Here is a 19535-nt window from a genome sequence, read left to right as displayed (position 1 = left end):
TATATAAAAATCTAGCTAAGACATATGTATGATCTCTGATTGTCACGATGATTAGAGCACCACTTTGATAGATCAGGGTTTATCGGCAGTGTCTGCTTATGAAGATTCAGCACGCCCTAGTGATAAAACGATAAACTATAGCAGTAGATAGTTTATCTAAATTGAGGTACTTTCAATCCATACAGTAGCTAATAATGAAGCAAAATTAAAAATTAAAAGAGGAATTAAATTATGAAAACACTAGCTTTGTGCATCGCAGTCGCTCTGAGTCTAAGCGCTTGCGCCAGTATGAACAATGGCAGTACTAATCCCAATAGCCCCACGAATCAGATGGTCACTCAGTATCCTGTTGAGACGGCGATGATCAATATCTATACTAAGCAGAGCACGCAAAAGTTAATGGCCAAAGTCGGTAATCAAAACATAGTCGCCGATATCAAAGTTACACCCAAAGGTGCTATGCTATTCGATGGCAAGTCCGTACAAGGTGCCGAAGTCAATACCATCACTAAGTCCAACAATCAGCTGATCAATCAGTCCGTTAGTATTAACTACTTCACTCTAAATCCATTAATGTTCCGCGGCTATACGGACACCTCAGGTGAGTACTCAGTGGCAACCCAAACTACCACTATTCCCAAACTGGCCAAGGTTGGCGCTAGCAGTCCACTGCTCACTGAAAACGTCTATAGCGATAGTAGTAAACGTCAGCAGAAAGGCCGATATACTCAGTCTTGGTCTTTGGCACAAGATAGCAGTAACACCGCACTGTTCTGCATAGACACTTCAACCAATATGTTACTTAACGTTGATCCTGAAGGTACTACCACTGAGTGTTACAAAATTAATGCGAAAGGCGATATCTTAGCGAGCCAGTTAACTATTAATGCTCCTAATGAAACCATAGAATTTACTAGTCAATAATGATTGGTCAAATAGTCGTTATCCCTTATATTTATCGTTATAGCGGTGACTTTTCCAGTGGTGTTGCCACAGTTTTGAAACAAGGCAAACAAGGCGCTATCAACCATAATGATGACACTATTATCAACTATCAACTTTTGCTATCAGTATCTCGGTAACTTTAGACCAGGTTTGGCAAGCTTTCGACTAACAGATGATGATAAGACTGACTATGTAAATACTAAAGTCCAACCGGTTATCGCTGCAATATGGGATATGTCTCTAGATTTTTCTGAAGTTTAGCTGCTGCTGGCATTAGTAATGCCTAGGGAGCTAAATGGGGGTTTATCGATAATAGAGAACGGCTAGTTATTAAAGCTAAGTACGACGAAGTTTCTCCTGATGCTGGTGATGATTTTTTAAATGAGGTGTTAAAAACTAAAGGCTGTCTGCTTATAATCGAACGGCTGACCCTTAACCAACCACATTCATAAATTGACAATAGCGCTACTGAATTTTTGTGTATTGCCTGCAATAATTACTGAGCTATAGTGCTATAAATTATTTCCAATTATTAAAAGGAATTTATTATGACCTTTACTACTAAAGCCTACTCTGTGCAACATAATAGTGATGGCAGCTGTAGCTGCGCCAAGTGCGATTGCAGCAACTCCGCCACTTGCAAAAAATGTAACTGCTGTGCTAAGTGCTGCCAATGTGGCTCATGATGTTCAGCATCGTTTAACCCTAAAGATACTAACTGTTGCTGTCGATAGGTAATTATCATCAGCACAGTTAGCTAAGTCAGTGTCCTAAAATGATAGTTAGGGCACTGTTTTTTTATCATAGTCAGCTTATAAGCATAGAGCTTTTACAATAGCAGAATTTTTAACATGCTAGCCCTTTTAAAATAGCAGACAGCTACAAATATCTTTTTATTTACTATGTTAATTAGTTAGTTTAAAGAAGTGGCGTAATCGATGATGATTTTCTACTATTAGTTGCTTAATTTACTGCGGTTAAAGCACTAGCTTTTATAAAAAATATTCCAATAGTAAGTAATACGTCAATTTATCCTTGTTTAAGTTAACTTCACTCCATTCTATTGCCACTTGTCTTACTGCCTTTCCGCTCGTCACTACGCTAGTTAACCAATCAACTGCCCCCCCCCCCACTCTCTATGATGGTCTTTAATGAGCACTGATTATATTTCTTCTTATAGCCGCCAGTCGCTACTGAACATATGTTTGCCGATGCTAGTCATTGCCGGATTGGCACTGACCCTACGTCCCACCTTGACCGCTACTGGTCCTCTATTGGCCGAAATTCGCTCAACTACTGGTATGGGATTACAAGCTGCCTCGTTGCTGGTAGTACTGCCAATGTTCTGTATGGGGGTGTTTCCTTTATTGCTGCCTTGGATTGGTAAACGACTGAGCGAAAGTGCTTGGATAATAGGCGGGCTGATGGCAATTGCCTTATCTGGGTTATGGCGCTTGGGCTTAGATACAGGTTGGAGCTTGATTGCCAGCGCCTTTATAGGCGGCAGCGGTATCGCTATCGTCCAAGCTATGGCGCCTGGTGTGGTCAAGCGCTGGAACCCTAAGCGTGTACCGCTCGCTATGGGTATTTATTCAGCTGCCTTAATGGCTGGAGGTGGGATTGCCGCTACCCTAAGCCCGTTAGTAGCTCAGCACTATGCCAGCTGGCAAATAGGACTTGGCGTATGGTTGATATTGCCAGTTATTGCTTTATTACTATGGTGGCTAAGACCGTCGGAGGTCATGGAAACTAAACATAACAGCGTGCCAGTCAATTTTTTTAGTAATCGCCGTGCTTGGTTACTGGCGAGCTATTTTGGCTTGGCCAATGCTGGTTATGCTTGCATGATCACTTTTTTGCCGACTTATGCACGTGCCTTAGGCTGGAATGCCCAAAGCAGTGGCGAGCTGATCGGTATCATGACTATTTTTCAAGTAATCGGAGCGCTTGGTGCTCCTGCACTAGCTTCTAGTCGTTTGGATCGTCGCCCTTGGTTAATTTTTGCAGTAGCTATACAGATTTTAGGCTTTGCTGGCTTGTTACTTTTTCCTGAATCCATGCTTATTATTTGGGCTGCTCTGATAGGCTGTGGCCTTGGTGCTTGTTTTTCATTGACGCTTGTTGTAGCCCTAGACCACTTATCTATGCCTAAGTTGGCTGGAGCACTGACAGCATTTGTACAAGGCATCGGCTTTATTATTACCGCCTTAGTACCTTATATTGCCGGAGCACTGCGTGAATGGACTGGAAGTTTTCAAGCGGTTTGGCTAATGCTGCTGCTCACCTTAGTATCCATGCTTATGGTCACTATGCGCTTTAACCCTAGTAGTTATGCCAAGGTCATGGACTATTAATAGCCTAGCATTTAGGATTGAAGGCCATTAATAATGACTACCGCCGTGCTGCTAGGGTGGCTGACAGTTTGGTTAATAAGGTACTTGATAGGCGTTGTGGCTTGTGCCAGCAATAAGATTATTTAAAAAAATAAGCGAAACCTTATACCTATAACTTTGGAGCTTGTATGACTACTATTGCTATATTAACTGGCCAGATGGCGCAAGCTATTGTCAATGCCGCCTTTGCAACTGCACAGCTTGAACAGTTAGCCGTATCGATAACCGTAGTCGACCGTTCGGGACAGACATTAGCTGTATTAAGAGATCATCAAGCTGGGGTACATACTATTCGTGCCAGCTATAAAAAAGCTTATACCGCCAACTCACAAAAGAGGGAAACTGCGATCATTGCTCAAGGCATTGCTGATGGATCGATTCCTGCCGATGTCAGATATTTGGATGAAAACATGCTGATGATAGATGGCGGCTTGCCTATCTATAGTGAAGGTGTGGTCATCGGTGGTATTGGGGTGGGCGGCGCGCATGGTAGTGAGGATGTGCGTATTGCCAAAGCGGGTTTAAAAGCCTTGGATGCGCTAGGCTAAATAATCGTAGGGTGTTTTTAAAGCGCTGAAAGGTTCACAGAATTTTTGTCTGCCAAGTAATGGTTATTGCCTAGCAGACTGTTAGGGGTGGCTAGCTGCGCTCAACGCTCCATCTTTTACAAGTAAGCATTAAACCCCTTTTAAATTCAGTGACAATGGTCTCTATTTAAGCTTCAAGCTTTGCGTAGTGTGGGTATTAACCCACCAAATCATTGGATTTGATAGCTATGTATTTCGCTATTGATTATGAATTGGCAATAGCCCATCTACGCAAAGTTAGTGCCTGTTAGTAGCAGTGACTCTCTATTTTTAGCTAATAAAATAGTTTGGATTTACTGCTTCTCTACAGGCCGCTCTCAAGATTCACACTCAGCCAATAAGAACGGTGCAGTTTTGCTGGTTTTGGAGCAAGCTACCTGTTCAGGTGAGCCTTGAGCGACAATCTGTCCACCTTCATCACCAGCACCAGGACCAATATCGATAACCCAGTCGCTGTTGCTAGCCACTTGCATATCGTGCTCAACCATAATCACTGTGTTACCCGCATCGACTAGACCGTTTAACTGAGCCATCAACATCGATACATCTTTAGGATGCAAGCCGGTGGTCGGCTCATCAAGCACATAAAGAGTATCGCCACGTTGAGTCCGCTGTAGTTCAGTAGCTAATTTGATACGTTGGGCTTCACCGCCTGACAGTTCCGTGGCAGGTTGACCGAGACGCAAATAGCCAAGCCCGACTTTTAATAAAGCCTGTAAGGTTCGCAAGATAGCGGGTTCATCAACAAAGAACTCATGGGCTGCCTCCACCGTTAGCGCTAGTACTTCGGCGATATTTTTATCACCATAAGTGATTTCGAGGGTTTCATCATTGTAGCGCTGCCCATGGCAGACTTGGCAAGGTGAATAAACGCTTGGCAGAAATAAAAGCTCGACCATCACAAAACCTAAGCCTTCACAATTGGCGCAACGACCTTTAGTAGTATTAAAGGAAAAACGACCAGCATTATAACGGCGAGCTTTGGCTTCTGGAGTTGCAGCAAACCGTTTACGCACTTGGTCGAACAACCCAGTATAAGTGGCAAGATTAGAGCGAGGCGTACGACCTATGACTTTTTGGTCGACAGTTATTAACCGTGTTACTTGTTCCATACCAGCGACAATTCGACCGCCTGTTGGCGTCTCTAATTCTTGCTGCAATAGATCAGCTTCACCAGTTGGAACTTCTAGCACTGGCTGCTGCCCTAGTGCTTCATAAACCAACTCTATTAACGCTTGACTGACTAAGCTTGACTTACCTGAACCGGATACCCCAGTGACCGTAGTCATCACCCCTAGTGGAAACGCAACCTCTAACCCTTGTAGATTATTACGCTCAATCCCAACCAGTTTAAGCCAAGCTTTTGGCGATCTTGAACTACGCTTTACTTGGCTGGCAGCATTAAACAGATATTGTCCAGTGTACGAGTTTTTAACAGCGCGTAATCCATCAACAGGGCCGTTGTAAATCACTTCACCACCGTGAGTACCAGCATCAGGACCGACATCTACTACCCAATTGGCATGTCTAATAACACTAACATCGTGTTCAACCACAAATACTGAATTGCCAGCAGCAATCAGCTCATCCAGTGCACCCAATAGTGCTTGGGTATCGGCTGGATGCAGACCCGCAGAAGGCTCATCGAGGACATAAACTACCCCAAATAATTTTGAGCGAATTTGGGTAGCAAGACGCAAACGTTGTAACTCCCCTGGAGATAAAGTAGGCGTAGTACGCTCAAGTGATAAATAACCCAAACCTAACTTCGTCAAGGCTTCAACACGAGAGAGGATATCACTAGCGATACGCTGAGCGACAATTGCTTTTTCTCGATCTACGGTATCGTCAGTTGGTGTAGCATACGCTGCGTCTTGCAACTTAAGCGCTACTTCGGTTAAGGTTAATTGCGATAACTCACCGATATCTAGTCCGGCAAATTTCACTGATAGCGACTCTCGCTTTAGCTTTTTGCCATGGCATTCAGGACATACTGAGATTTGCATAAACTGCGAAACGCGCTTTTTAGTTAGCGGGCTTTGAGTAGTGGCAAAGGAGTGCAGAATGAAGTTTTTAGCACTGACATAAGTACCGGTATAACTGGGCTTTTCATTTTGTTCAATGGCTGTACGTACTTGTTCGATATTGTATGTCGAATAAACCGGCACTGTTGGTGTATCGTCAGTAAATAGTATCCAGTTACGAGTCTGTTTTGGCAGTTTATACCACGGCACATCGATATCGTAACCGAGGGTAGTTAGAATACGGGCTAAGTTCTGACCTTGAAACGCTGGTGGCCATGCGGCAATGGCTCTATCTCTAATAGTCTTAGTATCATCAGGAACCAATAACTTCTCGGTTACTTCAAAAACCCGACCAATGCCTGAGCAAGTTGGACAAGCACCGTCAGGGGTATTCGGCGAAAATGCATCCGCATAAAGCATCTGTTGATCAGTAGGATATTCGCCAGCTCGTGAGTACAGCATGCGCAGACCGTTAGAGATAGTAGTTACACTACCAACCGATGAGCGCACGGAAGGCGTACCACGTTGCTGTTGCAAGGCGACCGCTGGCGGCAAGCCCTCTATAGCATCGACATCCGGCTGATCGACTTGATCTATCAAACGTCGTGCATAAGGCGATACTGAATCTAAGTAACGGCGTTGCGACTCAGCAAATAAAGTACCAAAAGCCAGCGACGACTTACCAGAACCAGAGATTCCAGTAAACACTACCAGCGCATTGCGAGGTAGATCAACATCGACGTTTTTTAGATTATGAACACGCGCACCTCTAACTTGGATGCTGTGCTCTATAGTCTGTGTTTCAAGCAAGCTCGTAGTATTACTGGCGATATTATTGCAATCAGCATTAGCATTAGCATTAGCAGCAACATTTTTATTATTACTGTTATTTATTGCTGAGCTTGTAAGGGTAGTCATAAAATAATTATTCCTATAACAGCGTTCTTTTTTTATTTGGTGTTATAGAGTCTAACACTAGATTGTTGTTTGACAGTCTAGGCCTTACTGAGCCAATACGCATTACTTACACAGCCTTACTCACCGTTATTGGCTTTGTTTTCATGACAAAAAATCCCACATAGTTGTGGGATTTTTATAGTTATCGTTGCTTACTAGAGAGCTTTATAGCTCATAACTAAGCACTCAAATAGCACAGTTATTCAGCATCAAAGCAATAAGCCGTTAACTTGTTACCTTCTAAATCACGAACATAAGCTGCATAAGCATTAGGTGCCCAATCACGTGTGCCCGGTAGGCCTGCATCAATACCACCTGCGCTTAGTGCCGCAGCATGAAAGGCATCAATAGCTGCACGACTTGGCGCCACGAAACTAACCGTAACCCCATTACCAGCAGTAGCGGCTTCACCGTCAACAGGCTTCATAACAAAGAAACAAGGGCTATCTACACCCCATATTGCACCGGCTTCGCCTAGATCAGCAATGCGCTTAAGTCCTAAAGGAGCTAAAACCGTGTCATAAAAGATACGGGCTTTGCCTAAATCATTGGTACCAACAGCAACGTGAGTAAAATTAGTCATATGTTTTTCTCCAAGTAATAATGATATTTGTTTGATTGATTGATAGCTATTTTTATAGAGATGCAGCAGATTTGCTACTTTTCTATTAATGGCAATCATCATACACCCTTGTACCTAAAAGGTAGTGGAGCTAAATAGTAAATACCTTTTGCTGCGCAGTAACATTAGCTACGCCCCTAAGATAGTAACTATACTAACCCTACATAAGGGCCATACTTTGCATGCTAAGATCGTGGCTTTTATCTAGTTGTTTTAACAGCCGCAACTAAAGACATACTAGGCCTTAATAGAGGCTCAATCGGCAGACGATTGCAGCCATTAGGAAGTTTAATGCGTACTACTAAAGATCGTATCCGTCATACCCTAAGCTTTGAGATAATCGGCTTGCTTATCTTTGCGCCATTAGCAAGTTTAGTATTTGGCTTTGATCTACAGTTGATGGGGGTTATCGCTGTAGTAGGCTCCATTATCGCTACTGTATGGAACTTCGTTTATAATTTATGGTTTGACCATGCCATGGTAAAACTGTGCGGTAACGTGCATAAGACCCTGATAATACGTGTAGGCCATGCGCTGCTATTTGAGGGTGGTCTGCTGATACTATTTATGCCAATGATTGCTTGGTATCTAGGTATTAGCTTATGGGAGGCGTTTATTATGGACATCGCTATGGCGACTTTTTATGTGGTGTATGCTTTTGTGTTTAACTGGGCGTATGACAAATTATTTCCTATTCCAGAAGCTGCTGTCCCCAATATCAGTGCCAATATTAGCACTAATGGCAATGCCCATCCTCAGGCTAAAACGGTTAGAAAATAAGTCAGAGATTTTGCTCCTAACTGGCAATATTAGTAATTAATTAGCCATAAGCCCATCGCGCTTTAAAAGTTGGATGGGCTTATTATATTAATCGCTTAGTATCACAAGCTAACTCTCAAAATTGCTTATCAGTAAATCTTACGCCGTTTTTGTTTCCCTGATAACCAGCCCAGCGTGCCAGCAAGATTCTGAATGCTAATAGCTGACTATAAATAACTATACATGGCACTGTTATATTGCCAGCCAACGACCTTATACTTAGTCGTGTATCACTGGTGTGCCCTGAGTACTAAACGAAAAGGCTTTATTACTAAAATTACCTATCATGACCGCTTCAATGACTGGCGTCACCGTATCATCCAACCCTTCTACTTCGATAATAAAGTTCGCCCCTGAGCCCCCTTTATCCTCTTCTTTTTCAACGATATAGTTCAACGTGGCCATTGGTGGCAGTTCAATGGTGCTTTTTAGATAATGCTTTACAAGATTACCCGCGGTGTCGTAGTAGTCGATTTTATTGATAAATAGTGGTTTTTTTAGAGTGGTATTACGTACGCTTAGAGTCGCTGATAACAAAACCTTGCGATTGTCTCTATCCGTATAGATATCTGAATAAATAGGCACATAAAAGGTTTGTTTATATTTAAACTGGCTGCGATCAATATTTGAGGTTATCTCAAGCTCTTTAATAGGATCCTTGTGTTGCTCTGAAAACATAGTATTTGGGTCTTGTACCGACTGATCACAGCCTGACAACGTTACCGCTAATAAGACCGCAATAGATAGGACGGATAGGCTGCGCTTGTTCATAACTTTCCCCTTTGTCCATTTATATAGTCAATTACTTCAAGTCATTAGTATAGTGAGTAACTGCTATCTCAAATAGTTTGTATAGCTAATGATAGCGGTTATAAATAACTACTGTGCTAAATATTTTCTATTATAAGCAGCTATTGTCCTAACCTGCCAGCTACCTAATGTACCCTCACCCCAACGCTACGTAAAAACTGATTGATGTGTTTATTAGCACCATAGACTACTAGGACATCGTTATCTTCTAGTATTTGCTCTGGCATCGCCAAACCTTGAATACTCGGTTTACTCTGCATACGTCCAAAAGTATCTTTATACTGCTCGTAGACTAAGGTGCTTAATAGCTTAACATTGAATTTTTGCTCAAGTTTTAACTCACCAATAGCTTTACCAACCAATGCATCAGGAATATTAATCTCCACAATACTAAAATTCTCACTCAACTCAAATGAGTCTACAAAATAGCGTAACGATAGCCTTTTTGCCCAACGCATCGCTGATTCTTTTTCAGGATGGAAGATATCGTCGACCCCGATCGCTTGTAACACAGTTTCGTGCAAGGGGTTAATACTACGACTTATTAAACGCTTGGCCTTTAAGGTTTTAAATAGCGCTGTGGCCATGACGTTAGCGCCTTGATCTTCGCCAATAGCGACGATCACAATATCAGTATCAATAATCGGTAAGCCTTTTACGGTATATTCATCAGTGGCACTCATGCAGATAGTATGGGAGATCACTTCTTTATAAGCATCGACTTTTTGCATATTGCTATCGATACCGATAACTTCATGGCCTTGACTGGTGAGCGCTATCCCTAATGATGAGCCAAAGCTCCCTAAGCCTACAATAATATATTTCATAACTTTGCTTACACCCCGATAATTAATAGCTGTTTAAATGCTTTAGTTAATAGTAATTTCTTCAGTTGGATAACGATAGTTACGCTGACGCATATTTTTAAGAAGTGCAATAAAGATAGTTAACATGCCTACTCGACCAACGAACATAATGACAGCGACTACCAGTTTGCTAAAATCTGACAGCTCAGGGGTCAAATTCAAACTTAAACCTACTGTGCTATAGGCGGAAAAACATTCAAATACTACTTTGATTAACTCCAGCTCTGGCTGATTGTAGCTAATTACTGTCACCCCCGTACCGATGACCAATAATGATAGCCACATAATAGAGAAAGCACGACGGATAGAGATATCGGCAATCTCACGTTGAAAGACCTCAACACGCCCCTGTCCACGGGCAATGCTCAAGGTATTTAGCAACGCAATTGCAAAGGTACTAGTCTTGATACCCCCACCAGTAGAGTTGGGCGAGGCACCAACCCACATCAGAAATATGGTCAACATGATAGTGGGGAACGCTAAAGCGTCCATATCAGAATTATTGAAACCTGCGGTACGCGGGGTGGCGGCGGTAAAGAACGCTGATATTAACTTACCATACCAGCTACTATGCTCAACTAATATCCCATTATATTCAAATATCATTACTCCAATTAGCCCGATCAGTAGCAGCGCGCCGGTCATGATTAAAGTAATACGGCTATTAATGCTAAGTAGCCACGGCTGATAGGCATAGCGCGACTCATTACTATGGCTATTGCGATAGAGAAAACGCTCGGTACGATGGCGCAAATAACGCAGTAGATTAACCACGATAATAAAGCCTAGACCACCGAAGATAAAAGTAGTAGCAATGGTTAGTTGTAGAGGGTAATTAAAGCGTACTGTTTCGTCATAAAGACCAGCACTAAAAGTCGAAAATCCTGCATTACAAAAAGCCGAAACCGCATGAAAGACCGAAAAGAATAAACGCTCTGATAAACTCATCCCCGGCAAATCATAAATACTGCTATAGATAAACACAGCGGCCAACGCTTCAACACCAAAAGTGACATATAGAATGGACTTCAAGGTAGTCACCGCATCTCCTAGCCGCTGCGCATAGGTCATCTCACCTATACTTAGCTGAGTCTCGTAACTGACGCCACCCTTAAAAAAATAGCTGAAATAAGTTACAAAAGTCAGAATGCCCAAACCACCAATTTGGATCATTCCCATGATGATGACTTGGCCAAAGGTAGTGAAATAAGTAGCAGTATCTACGACGATTAGCCCCGTCACACAGACAGCACTAGTAGCGGTAAATAGAGCATCTACAAATGATAAAGGCTGAGTAGTAGCTTTGGGCATCATCAGCAATAAAGCACCAACTAAGATCACTGACAAAAAGCTTAAGATAAAAAACTGACCTGGGTTTAAAAAAGTACGTTTTAGATTGAAATCAGTATCGGATATTTCACGGATAAAAGTGGCAAAAACGGCAATTTTGATGGCAGCAAAACCATCAGTGGCCATAGTAAATCCTGACTGCAATAAATCAGTGAAATGTAACGCCAGTAGCACGACAATCGCCGCACTAGTAAACAAATCGAATATGGCGACTTTATTAAGCAGTAGCTTGTGGAGTACAAGCGGAGTTTTTGGGTGCATATAACGCTCTACTATGGCTGAAAAACCTAGAGCGATGATGAACAAATAAAAGAAATGGAACAACTGCTGTAACCAAGTGCCTAGCGTAAAACCACTATCGATTAACGCTACCCCAACCCCGATAAAACTAATGACGATAGTGAGCTTATTTAATAACCTAGAGGGTATGGCTAATTGCATATACTGAGTCCATTAAAGAGGTAATGGTAATATAAAGTAAGCAAGGATGCTTGAGGATAAAGACTGGATGGTAGCCATTATTGAGATTAGTAAAATCTAGCTTACTTATACACCCTTTTTTAGCTAATACGTTAAAGCTATATCTAAATAATCGTAACCAGTTACAAGTTACTTATCAAAAACTAAACTATCTAAAGGTTTTAGCAAAAAGGCTTCTAAACAGCTTACAAGCCTTACTCACAAGCTAATAGCAACATCGACCCAAGTTATTACAGAATACGCTATAATTGCTGATAATTAATCCCAATAAAAATACCGCTAATGGACTGCTTTTATGGCAATCAATATTCTCCTAACTGTTCACTTTCTGTTGCTTATCATTATTTCTTTGCGAGTTCTAGCTCGTCATAATTTATCTTCACCCGCACGCTTAGCTTGGCTAGTTATATTATTTATACTGCCTTATATTGGAGTGGTCATTTATTGGATGTTTGGGGAGATTCATTTAGGCCGCAACTTTGAGCGTGAGCATCGGCAAATTATTAATAAATTACATCAAGCTAATCCTGAAGTACTCGGTAGCGACGCCTCATTAGCAGCCGCTATTAAACCGCCCTATCAAGCCGCTTTTGCTTACTCTGCAAACGTAACAGGCTTTCATACTACTTTAGGCAATAGTGCGGAGCTAATGGCTAATGCCGCTGACACTCGAGCGCGAATGATTACCGACTTCGATGCGGCGACTGATCATATCCATGTACTGTATTATATTTGGCTGATTGATGGGATGGGTATTGATACCGCTCAAGCACTCATCCGCGCAGCGAAGCGTGGGGTTACTTGTCGAGCTATGGTCGATGGTATGGGTTCGCGCAAAATGATTGGCTCAAAAATATGGCAAGAAATGAAAGCGGCAGGCGTACAAGTTAGCGTAGCGCTACCGATTAGTAACTTGATAAAGACCTTGTTGTTTAGTCGCCTTGATTTGCGTAATCACCGTAAAATAACTGTGATTGATGGCAAGATTGGCTATTGCGGCAGTCGTAATTGCGCTGACCCTGAGTTTCAGGTCAAGCCTAAGTACGCCCCATGGATAGATATTATGCTAAGAGTTGAAGGGCCAGTGGTAGCACAAAACCAGATGTTATTTGCCAGCGATTGGCTTATTCAAAACCCTGAAACCCCTTTGGAGAGCTTTAAGTATTTTAGTGACTCAAAACCTGAGGGCTTTGCTGCGCAAGTATTCTCTGATGGGCCTACTCAGCGCCAAGGTGCGACACCACAGTTCTTGGGCGCACTAATCAGTCAAGCACAGCATACTCTGATCATTTCAACGCCCTACTTTGTACCTGACTATTCTCTAGTGAGTATCTTGTGTGCGACGGCCTATCGTGGCGTCGATGTGACTATGATATTCCCCAAAAAGAACGACTCCTTTGTGGTTGCCGCTACTAGCCACAGCTACTACTGGCAACTGCTTGAGGCTGGAGTCAAAATCTATGAGTATAAACCGGGCTTACTGCATGCTAAGACTCTAACTATCGATGGTGAAATCAGCTTGATTGGCTCGACTAATTTAGACTTACGTAGCTTTGATTTGAACTATGAGAATAATGTATTGATTAGCGATAAAGCCCTCACCGCTGATATTATGGAAAGACAATACCAGTATATTACTGCCTCTGATGAAGTACGCCGTGAACATGTAGAACAGTGGTCAGTACCTTATAAAATCTGGAACAATATCGTTGCTACTATGGGACCCGTTTTATAAAATCATAATCAATAATAAACAGAGCAACTACTCCCTCATACGCTGCCCTGATTTTCGCTAGTGGTTAGATAAATAGGTAGTTGCTAGCTATGGTTTATCGATTCCTCATCATTTACTGATAAAGGGTTAGCAGCATCCTTTACACTAGCAAGTTTTTGTAGAATATAAATGACAAACTTTGCTTCCGTCAAAAACTCAGTCATCTCAGTAGTCGCTAGTAGTTGCTGACGCTTCTCAGCGTGAGCACGATAAGCGTAAGGAGTCATGGTTAGTAGATCAGTTAAGGCCGCTGTCGATAAGCTGAGATTGGTGCTGACATGATGGCTATCTAGCAAGGTAAAATACGGAGCCAAAGTCGGTAAGAACTTATCTGAATCATGCTCACGCACTTCATCAAATAACGCCTCACGTACTGTTGCTAAGTGACCGACATCGGGCTTAGCAATAATCAAATAACCCTCACTCTGCAAAACCTGCGCAAAAGCTTCGGGCAATATCGGGCTAAAGATACTGCTAATACCAGTTATGCTTTGCGCTTGTAGCGGTAAATGAGCGGCGCTGGTAACGATTGGGTAAACAGCAGTCTTTTGCGGCGTCTGCTGTTGGTTATTTTCTTGGCTTTGTAGGCTCTTTTGCTCATCTTTGTTCTCCTGATTAACCTCTGTAAGGTGCTGTTGATACCAAAGTATATATTTAGCCTTACTGACTTTTGCTAGCTCTATCAGTGCCGACTTACTAATATCAGCCGCTACCAACTGATCGATAGCCAATAGCTGTGCCATAGCTTGAGTATAGTAGCCCTCGCCGCAGCCGATGTCTAACCAGCGAGTATTAGCATAATTATCAATATCTGTATTATCCTCATTAGCCAATGTTTGCGCCGCTTGGCGCTTAGCTACTAATAATTCCATCTGCTGACAGACTAAATCTCGTAGTGGCTGATAGTATCCAGCGTTTAAAAATCTTTGCCGCGCTGCAATAGACTGCTGACTATCACCGGGTACTTTAGAGTTTTTTTGTTGTACTGGCAATAGATTAACATAGCCTTGGCGTGCGACATCGAAGGGATGAGAGGTTTGCTTGGCATTTAGGCTACCATCACAGCGCCAAGTATCAACTGCAGGCTGCAAAGGCGATTGACAAATTGGACAAATAAATAAGGGCACGAGCATCTCAGCGTCATAGAAGTAGAGCCAGCATTTTAACAAATATCGTAGCCGATAAGCGATAAAAAGCCACTATAGTTAACGACTAGTTGACTAGAGTGAATTAGAAGATTTCAAAGTAAAAGTAAAATGGTTAGATAAGCTTTTAGATACGCTTTTAGATAAATAGTTTCGATAGGTTATTACCTTAGCAACAAGCCGGCTTAGCAACAGCCTAATCTTATCAATCCATAGTAAGTTTTAAGCCTATTAAAGCAAAAAAAGACTCTTATTAAAGAGTCTTTTTAAAGGATCAGCCAATACTATTAACTTAATATAATTTTGGCTTAGCGTAGCTTTAAGGTCATCAGCCCTAATATCACTAATAATATAGCAATAATCCAAAACCTAACCACCACTTGGGTCTCTTTCCAACCGATTTCTTCAAAGTGATGATGCAGAGGCGCCATACGGAAAATACGTTTTTTACGCAGCTTATACGAGCCTACTTGTAGTATAACCGACACTGCCTCGGCGACGAATAGACCACCCATAATAGCAAAAGCAATCTCTTGGCGAGTCATTACCGCAATAGTTCCGAGCATGGCTCCTAAAGCTAGTGCACCGACATCACCCATAAATACTTGTGCAGGATGGGCATTAAACCATAAGAAACCTAAACCTGCACCGATCATGGCGCCACAAACGATAATCAACTCAGAGTTATAGGCGATATAAGGCACATGCAGGTATTCGGAGAATCTGACATCACCTGAGACATAAGCCATCGCCCCTAGCCCTGCTGCCACTAACACTACGGGCAAAATCGCCAGACCATCTAAGCCATCGGTTAGATTGACCGCATTAGAGGAGCCGTTGATTACAAAGTAGGTAAAAATAATAAAGCCAATGCCTAAGGGCAGCGCTGAGAAAGGAATTACCCAGTCTTTAAATATTGGTAACAATAAATCCTGCATCGCCATTGTAGTCGATACATCCGGCTGTAGCGTCGCAATATAATACAAAGAGATGCCAACGAACAAGGCACCCATCGACAACCAAAAATATTTTTTGCGAGCGATTAAGCCTTTAGGGTCTTTATACTTTATCTTTAGCCAGTCATCCGTCCAACCGACGGCACCGAAGATAACCATCACCACTAGCAGTATCCACACATAAGGATTAGTCAACCGGGCCCACAGCAGAGTTGATATCCCGATAGACGCTAAAATTAATATCCCGCCCATCGTTGGTGTACCAGTCTTAGCTAAGTGCGACTGCGGCCCATCATTACGAATAGCTTGACCATATCTGAGAGCACGCAAATGGCGGATAACCCGACCTCCTAAAGCCATGCTCAGGCCAAGCGCTGTCACCACAGCAAGCAGTGCTCGTAGGGTTAAAGAAGATACCGCAGAAAACGGTGAATAATACTGGCTAAGCCATTCAAACAACCAAACTAACACCGCCTACTCCTTTACTAGTGCGTCAATAAGTGTTTCCATTTCCATAAAGCGTGAGCCCTTGAATAACACGGTACAAGGGTGCGCTTGTTGCACTTGTAAATATTGTTGTAAATACACCAGCAAGCTGTCTTTATCCTCAAATGCTAGTGCATTAATGGCATCGTTAGCGCTGATCTCTTGCGCGCCCGCCACCGTACAGCTAGCGAACTCGCCTACACATAGCAGCACATCAATACCAATGGTGGCGATATTTCGACCTAAGCTTTGGTGCTCGCTGACAGCCGCCTCACCCAATTCACCAATATCCCCCAGTACCAATATTTGCGTACCGGTTTGCGCTGCCAATACTTTGGCTGCTGCACGTACAGAGTGCGGATTAGAATTATAAGTGTCATCAAGCAGTCGATGATTACCCAACAGCTGACTATTTAAGCGACCTTTGGCAGGACGCGAATTCTGTAAGCCAATAACGATGTCATCGATACTGACACCAAGCGCATGAGCGCAAGCCGCAGCAGCCAAAGCATTACTGACATTATGCTCACCAGCTAGCGGTAGACTGATAGCTTGTACTTGCGTACCAATATGCAGCTGAAACTCACTACGCTCAGGCTCGACATCGAGATGACTGGCACTAACATCAGTATTACCAAAGCCAATTACGTGGCTTGTATGGGTCTCGGCAATCCGGCGCAGTTGGTTGGCAAAGTCATCATTATCAGGCACGATAGCGTACTGATCAGCATTCAAAGTGTGGTAGATTTCAGCCTTAGTTTGACAGATACCTTCACGACTACCGAACTCTCCTAGATGTGCAGTGCCAATATTGAGAATACAAGCAACATCAGGACGTACTATCTCGGTCGTGTAGGCAATCTCGCCGATATGATTGGCTCCGAGCTCCATAATCGCATAACGATGATGATCAGATAACTCAAGCAACATCATCGGTACACCCAAATCATTATTGAGGTTACCGCGAGTGATTAGAGTTGGTGCCAGACGGCCAAAGATACTGCCTAGCATCTCTTTACAAGTGGTTTTGCCACTGGATCCTGTGATAGCGATAACCGTCAAATCTTTATGCTGCTGACGACGATGAGCGGCCATCTGACCAAAAGCCAAACGCGTATCGCTGACTACCAACTGTGGAATAGTAGTCGATATTGGTCGTGATACGATAGCGGCAACAGCGCCTTTAGAAGCGGCTAGATTAATATAGTCATGACCGTCAAAATTATCACCAGTCAAGGCTAAAAAAATATCGCCCTGATTAATAGTACGAGTATCAGTAGCGATACGGTTGCTAGTCACCTTACTCTCAGTAGAGTTCTGGGTTTCAGGTAGCTGCCAATGACTGTTGAGAGTGTTTGTTGCTGCCAGCAGATTGTCGGCTTGCCAGACATAAAGTCCCTGCGACTGTATAATATTATTGTTATCGGCTGTCATAGTAATTACCTTTAGGTAGCGGCTTATCTTATATAGTGATGCGGTTGAAAAATTAGGGCCTATTTATCACAAAAATACGGCTGTGCATAAGAGCAGTATTTATAGCCCCGTTTAAGGTGCGGCTTATAGTCTTGCTGCTGTTGGTAATGACAGTCGTCCAGCTCGTCGCAGAGCTTCTGCTAAAACCACAGTGTCATCGAAATCATGGCGCACACCTTGAATCTCTTGATAGGTTTCGTGGCCTTTGCCAGCAATCACCACGATATCATCAACGCTAGCATGACTGACCGCATACTCAATCGCTTGTTTACGCGCCGCCTCAATATGAGTGCGCTGATATTGTTCAGTGCTCATGCCTGCTTGCATATCTTGCAATATCTGCTGAGGATCTTCAGTACGTGGATTATCAGCTGTCAATATCACTCTATCAGCACCCGCCAAACCAGCTTGCGCCATCAGCGGTCGCTTACCAGTATCGCGATCACCACCACAGCCAAACACTGCCCACAGCTCGCCAGTACAATGAGTTCTAAGACTATCAAGGACTTGGGTTAACGCATCTGGCGTATGAGCATAATCGACGATAAAACAGCCATCATTTGATGCGATACGCTGCATACGCCCAACAGCACCTTGTAACTGCGCTACTAATGAGGCTAGCTGTTCAATATCTACACCAAGCGCCACTACCGCTGCGATAGCAGCCAATAGATTAGCAACATTAAAGCGACCTAATAACGGACTGACGATACTGATATTGCCGAACTCACTGACTAAATCAATCTCAACGCCTTGCAAACTTGGTTTAATACTAGCGGCAACAAAGGTAGCTGAGGCTGAAGCCTGCAAGCTATAAGTCCAAACTATTAATTGGCTAGCATGCGCGGTATCAAGCATCACTTGCGCATGCTCATCATCACTATTGATAATAGCGTGCGTTAAGCTCGGAAAATAAGCTTTATTGAATAGCTTAGCTTTTGCAGCGACGTACTCTCCCATATCCGCATGATAATCTAGATGATCACGACTAAGATTAGTATAAATAGCGACCGTAACTGGCACACCTTGCAAGCGCTGCTGATCCAAACCATGCGAGCTAGCTTCTAGTGCTAGTAACTCCACACCCTCAGTACCCATTTGATGTAGGAACTGCTGTACCGCTAAAGCATCGCCCGTAGTATGACTAGCTTGTACTAAGGCGCCAAGTCTGCCATTACCTGCCGTGCCCATGACCGCACTACTCATAGTAGCGAGTTGACCTAGTTGCGCCACTAATTGACTGATAGTAGTCTTGCCATTAGTGCCAGTAACAGCCACCACAGTAGGCAACTTGACTGGCTGCGAGTGTTGTAACAGGGCTTGGGCAAAGTCACCAAGCAGCTCACGAATATTAGGCACATAGATAACGGGACAACCCAGTTCAGCCAATTGCTGTTGAGCCGTAAGTTGATGACTGTCAACTTGCGAGTCGCTAGCTTGACCATCAGTCGATGTCCCCAAACTACTATTGTTAAGTAAAGTGCTGGGCTCAATTTCAGATAAGGTAAAAGCCGCCGATTTAGCGGCCTGCTGCAGATAGCAGCAACTAGCTTCATAGGACTGAGTTTGACTAGCTAGTAATACGAATACGTCGTCAGTCGTAACTTGGCGGCTGTCCAGACGCAGCTGAACAAAAGGGATATCAGTGATTGAATTTGCATAGTCATTCAGCTGATTTAAGGCTATTAGCTGCTGCTTACTAGTCTGGTTATTGTCGATAAGCTGCTGCAAAGTCACAGCGTTATGAGCGTAATCAGTCATGAGCAGATCCTAAACAAGTGAGAAAATAGGTGTTAACAGAGTCTGTTAAATGACACCGTAGAAATTTAAGTAAAAAATAAGTTAAAA

General features: G+C 43.1%; 16 protein-coding genes. 6 read left to right on the top strand and 10 right to left on the bottom strand.

What is annotated here, in order from left to right:
* Window positions 1-231: 231 nt before the first annotated feature.
* Both KPY62_RS09180 and KPY62_RS09175 read left to right on the top strand, forming a co-directional pair.
* Window positions 232-924 (top strand): hypothetical protein, encoded by a 693-nt coding sequence (locus tag KPY62_RS09180; protein WP_216581734.1) that lies wholly within the window; start codon window positions 232-234, stop codon window positions 922-924.
* 108 nt (window positions 925-1032) lie between these two features.
* Window positions 1033-1206, top strand: a complete 174-nt coding sequence (locus KPY62_RS09175; RefSeq protein WP_216581733.1) for a hypothetical protein — start codon at window positions 1033-1035, stop codon at window positions 1204-1206.
* A 307-nt stretch (window positions 1207-1513) separates the two neighbouring features.
* On the opposite strand, the gene KPY62_RS09170 is transcribed toward KPY62_RS09175, so the two are convergent.
* Window positions 1514-1690, bottom strand: coding sequence for a hypothetical protein (locus KPY62_RS09170; protein WP_216581732.1), 177 nt, complete (start codon window positions 1688-1690; stop codon window positions 1514-1516).
* A 406-nt stretch (window positions 1691-2096) separates the two neighbouring features.
* Between KPY62_RS09170 and KPY62_RS09165 the strand changes: the two genes are divergently transcribed.
* Window positions 2097-3299: a CynX/NimT family MFS transporter gene (locus KPY62_RS09165; RefSeq protein ID WP_216581731.1), complete on the top strand. Its 1203-nt coding sequence runs from the start codon at window positions 2097-2099 to the stop codon at window positions 3297-3299.
* A gap of 167 nt (window positions 3300-3466) precedes the next feature.
* The gene (locus KPY62_RS09160; protein WP_216581730.1) at window positions 3467-3886 is read left to right on the top strand and encodes a GlcG/HbpS family heme-binding protein; all 420 of its coding nucleotides are present in this window, start codon (window positions 3467-3469) and stop codon (window positions 3884-3886) included.
* 356 nt (window positions 3887-4242) lie between these two features.
* Here the strand turns inward: KPY62_RS09160 and uvrA are convergent, their stop codons facing one another.
* Together uvrA and KPY62_RS09150 are read right to left on the bottom strand one after the other, a co-directional pair.
* Window positions 4243-6867, bottom strand: coding sequence for an excinuclease ABC subunit UvrA (gene uvrA, locus KPY62_RS09155; protein WP_216581729.1), 2625 nt, complete (start codon window positions 6865-6867; stop codon window positions 4243-4245).
* Window positions 6868-7105: 238 nt separating this feature from the next.
* Window positions 7106-7489, bottom strand: coding sequence for a VOC family protein (locus tag KPY62_RS09150; protein WP_216581728.1), 384 nt, complete (start codon window positions 7487-7489; stop codon window positions 7106-7108).
* A 330-nt stretch (window positions 7490-7819) separates the two neighbouring features.
* Here KPY62_RS09150 and KPY62_RS09145 point away from each other — a divergent pair, with 330 nt between their 5' ends.
* Window positions 7820-8308 carry a PACE efflux transporter gene (locus tag KPY62_RS09145; RefSeq protein WP_216581727.1) on the top strand — a complete coding sequence of 163 codons (489 nt, stop codon included), beginning with the start codon at window positions 7820-7822 and terminating at the stop codon, window positions 8306-8308.
* Between the two features lie 258 nt (window positions 8309-8566).
* Here KPY62_RS09145 and KPY62_RS09140 read toward each other — a convergent pair whose 3' ends face one another.
* The 3 genes from KPY62_RS09140 to KPY62_RS09130 form a co-directional block, all read right to left on the bottom strand.
* A complete protein-coding gene (locus tag KPY62_RS09140; protein ID WP_216581726.1) occupies window positions 8567-9118 on the bottom strand; it encodes a DUF3124 domain-containing protein in 552 nt (183 codons plus the stop codon).
* Between the two features lie 164 nt (window positions 9119-9282).
* Window positions 9283-9984, bottom strand: a complete 702-nt coding sequence (locus tag KPY62_RS09135; protein ID WP_216581725.1) for a potassium channel family protein — start codon at window positions 9982-9984, stop codon at window positions 9283-9285.
* A gap of 42 nt (window positions 9985-10026) precedes the next feature.
* Window positions 10027-11814 carry a TrkH family potassium uptake protein gene (locus KPY62_RS09130; RefSeq protein ID WP_216581724.1) on the bottom strand — a complete coding sequence of 596 codons (1788 nt, stop codon included), beginning with the start codon at window positions 11812-11814 and terminating at the stop codon, window positions 10027-10029.
* Window positions 11815-12148: 334 nt separating this feature from the next.
* On the opposite strand from KPY62_RS09130, the gene cls reads away from it, so the two are divergent.
* Window positions 12149-13588 carry a cardiolipin synthase gene (gene cls / locus KPY62_RS09125; RefSeq protein WP_216581723.1) on the top strand — a complete coding sequence of 480 codons (1440 nt, stop codon included), beginning with the start codon at window positions 12149-12151 and terminating at the stop codon, window positions 13586-13588.
* An 83-nt stretch (window positions 13589-13671) separates the two neighbouring features.
* On the opposite strand, the gene KPY62_RS09120 is transcribed toward cls, so the two are convergent.
* From KPY62_RS09120 to KPY62_RS09105, 4 genes are all read right to left on the bottom strand, one after another.
* Window positions 13672-14760, bottom strand: a complete 1089-nt coding sequence (locus KPY62_RS09120) for a putative RNA methyltransferase (RefSeq protein WP_216581721.1) — start codon at window positions 14758-14760, stop codon at window positions 13672-13674.
* 320 nt (window positions 14761-15080) lie between these two features.
* A complete protein-coding gene (mraY, locus tag KPY62_RS09115; RefSeq protein WP_216581720.1) occupies window positions 15081-16199 on the bottom strand; it encodes a phospho-N-acetylmuramoyl-pentapeptide-transferase in 1119 nt (372 codons plus the stop codon).
* Between the two features lie 3 nt (window positions 16200-16202).
* Complete coding sequence (locus tag KPY62_RS09110) at window positions 16203-17648, bottom strand: UDP-N-acetylmuramoyl-tripeptide--D-alanyl-D-alanine ligase (RefSeq protein ID WP_216581719.1); 1446 nt, start codon at window positions 17646-17648, stop codon at window positions 16203-16205.
* A 123-nt stretch (window positions 17649-17771) separates the two neighbouring features.
* Window positions 17772-19448, bottom strand: coding sequence for a UDP-N-acetylmuramoyl-L-alanyl-D-glutamate--2,6-diaminopimelate ligase (locus KPY62_RS09105; protein ID WP_216581718.1), 1677 nt, complete (start codon window positions 19446-19448; stop codon window positions 17772-17774).
* Window positions 19449-19535: the final 87 nt, after the last annotated feature.

Source organism: Psychrobacter sp. TAE2020 (assembly GCF_018919485.1).
GTDB lineage: Bacteria > Pseudomonadota > Gammaproteobacteria > Pseudomonadales > Moraxellaceae > Psychrobacter.
Note: the sequence above shows the minus strand (reverse complement) of the source record. Positions and strands in the feature narration are given on the sequence as shown.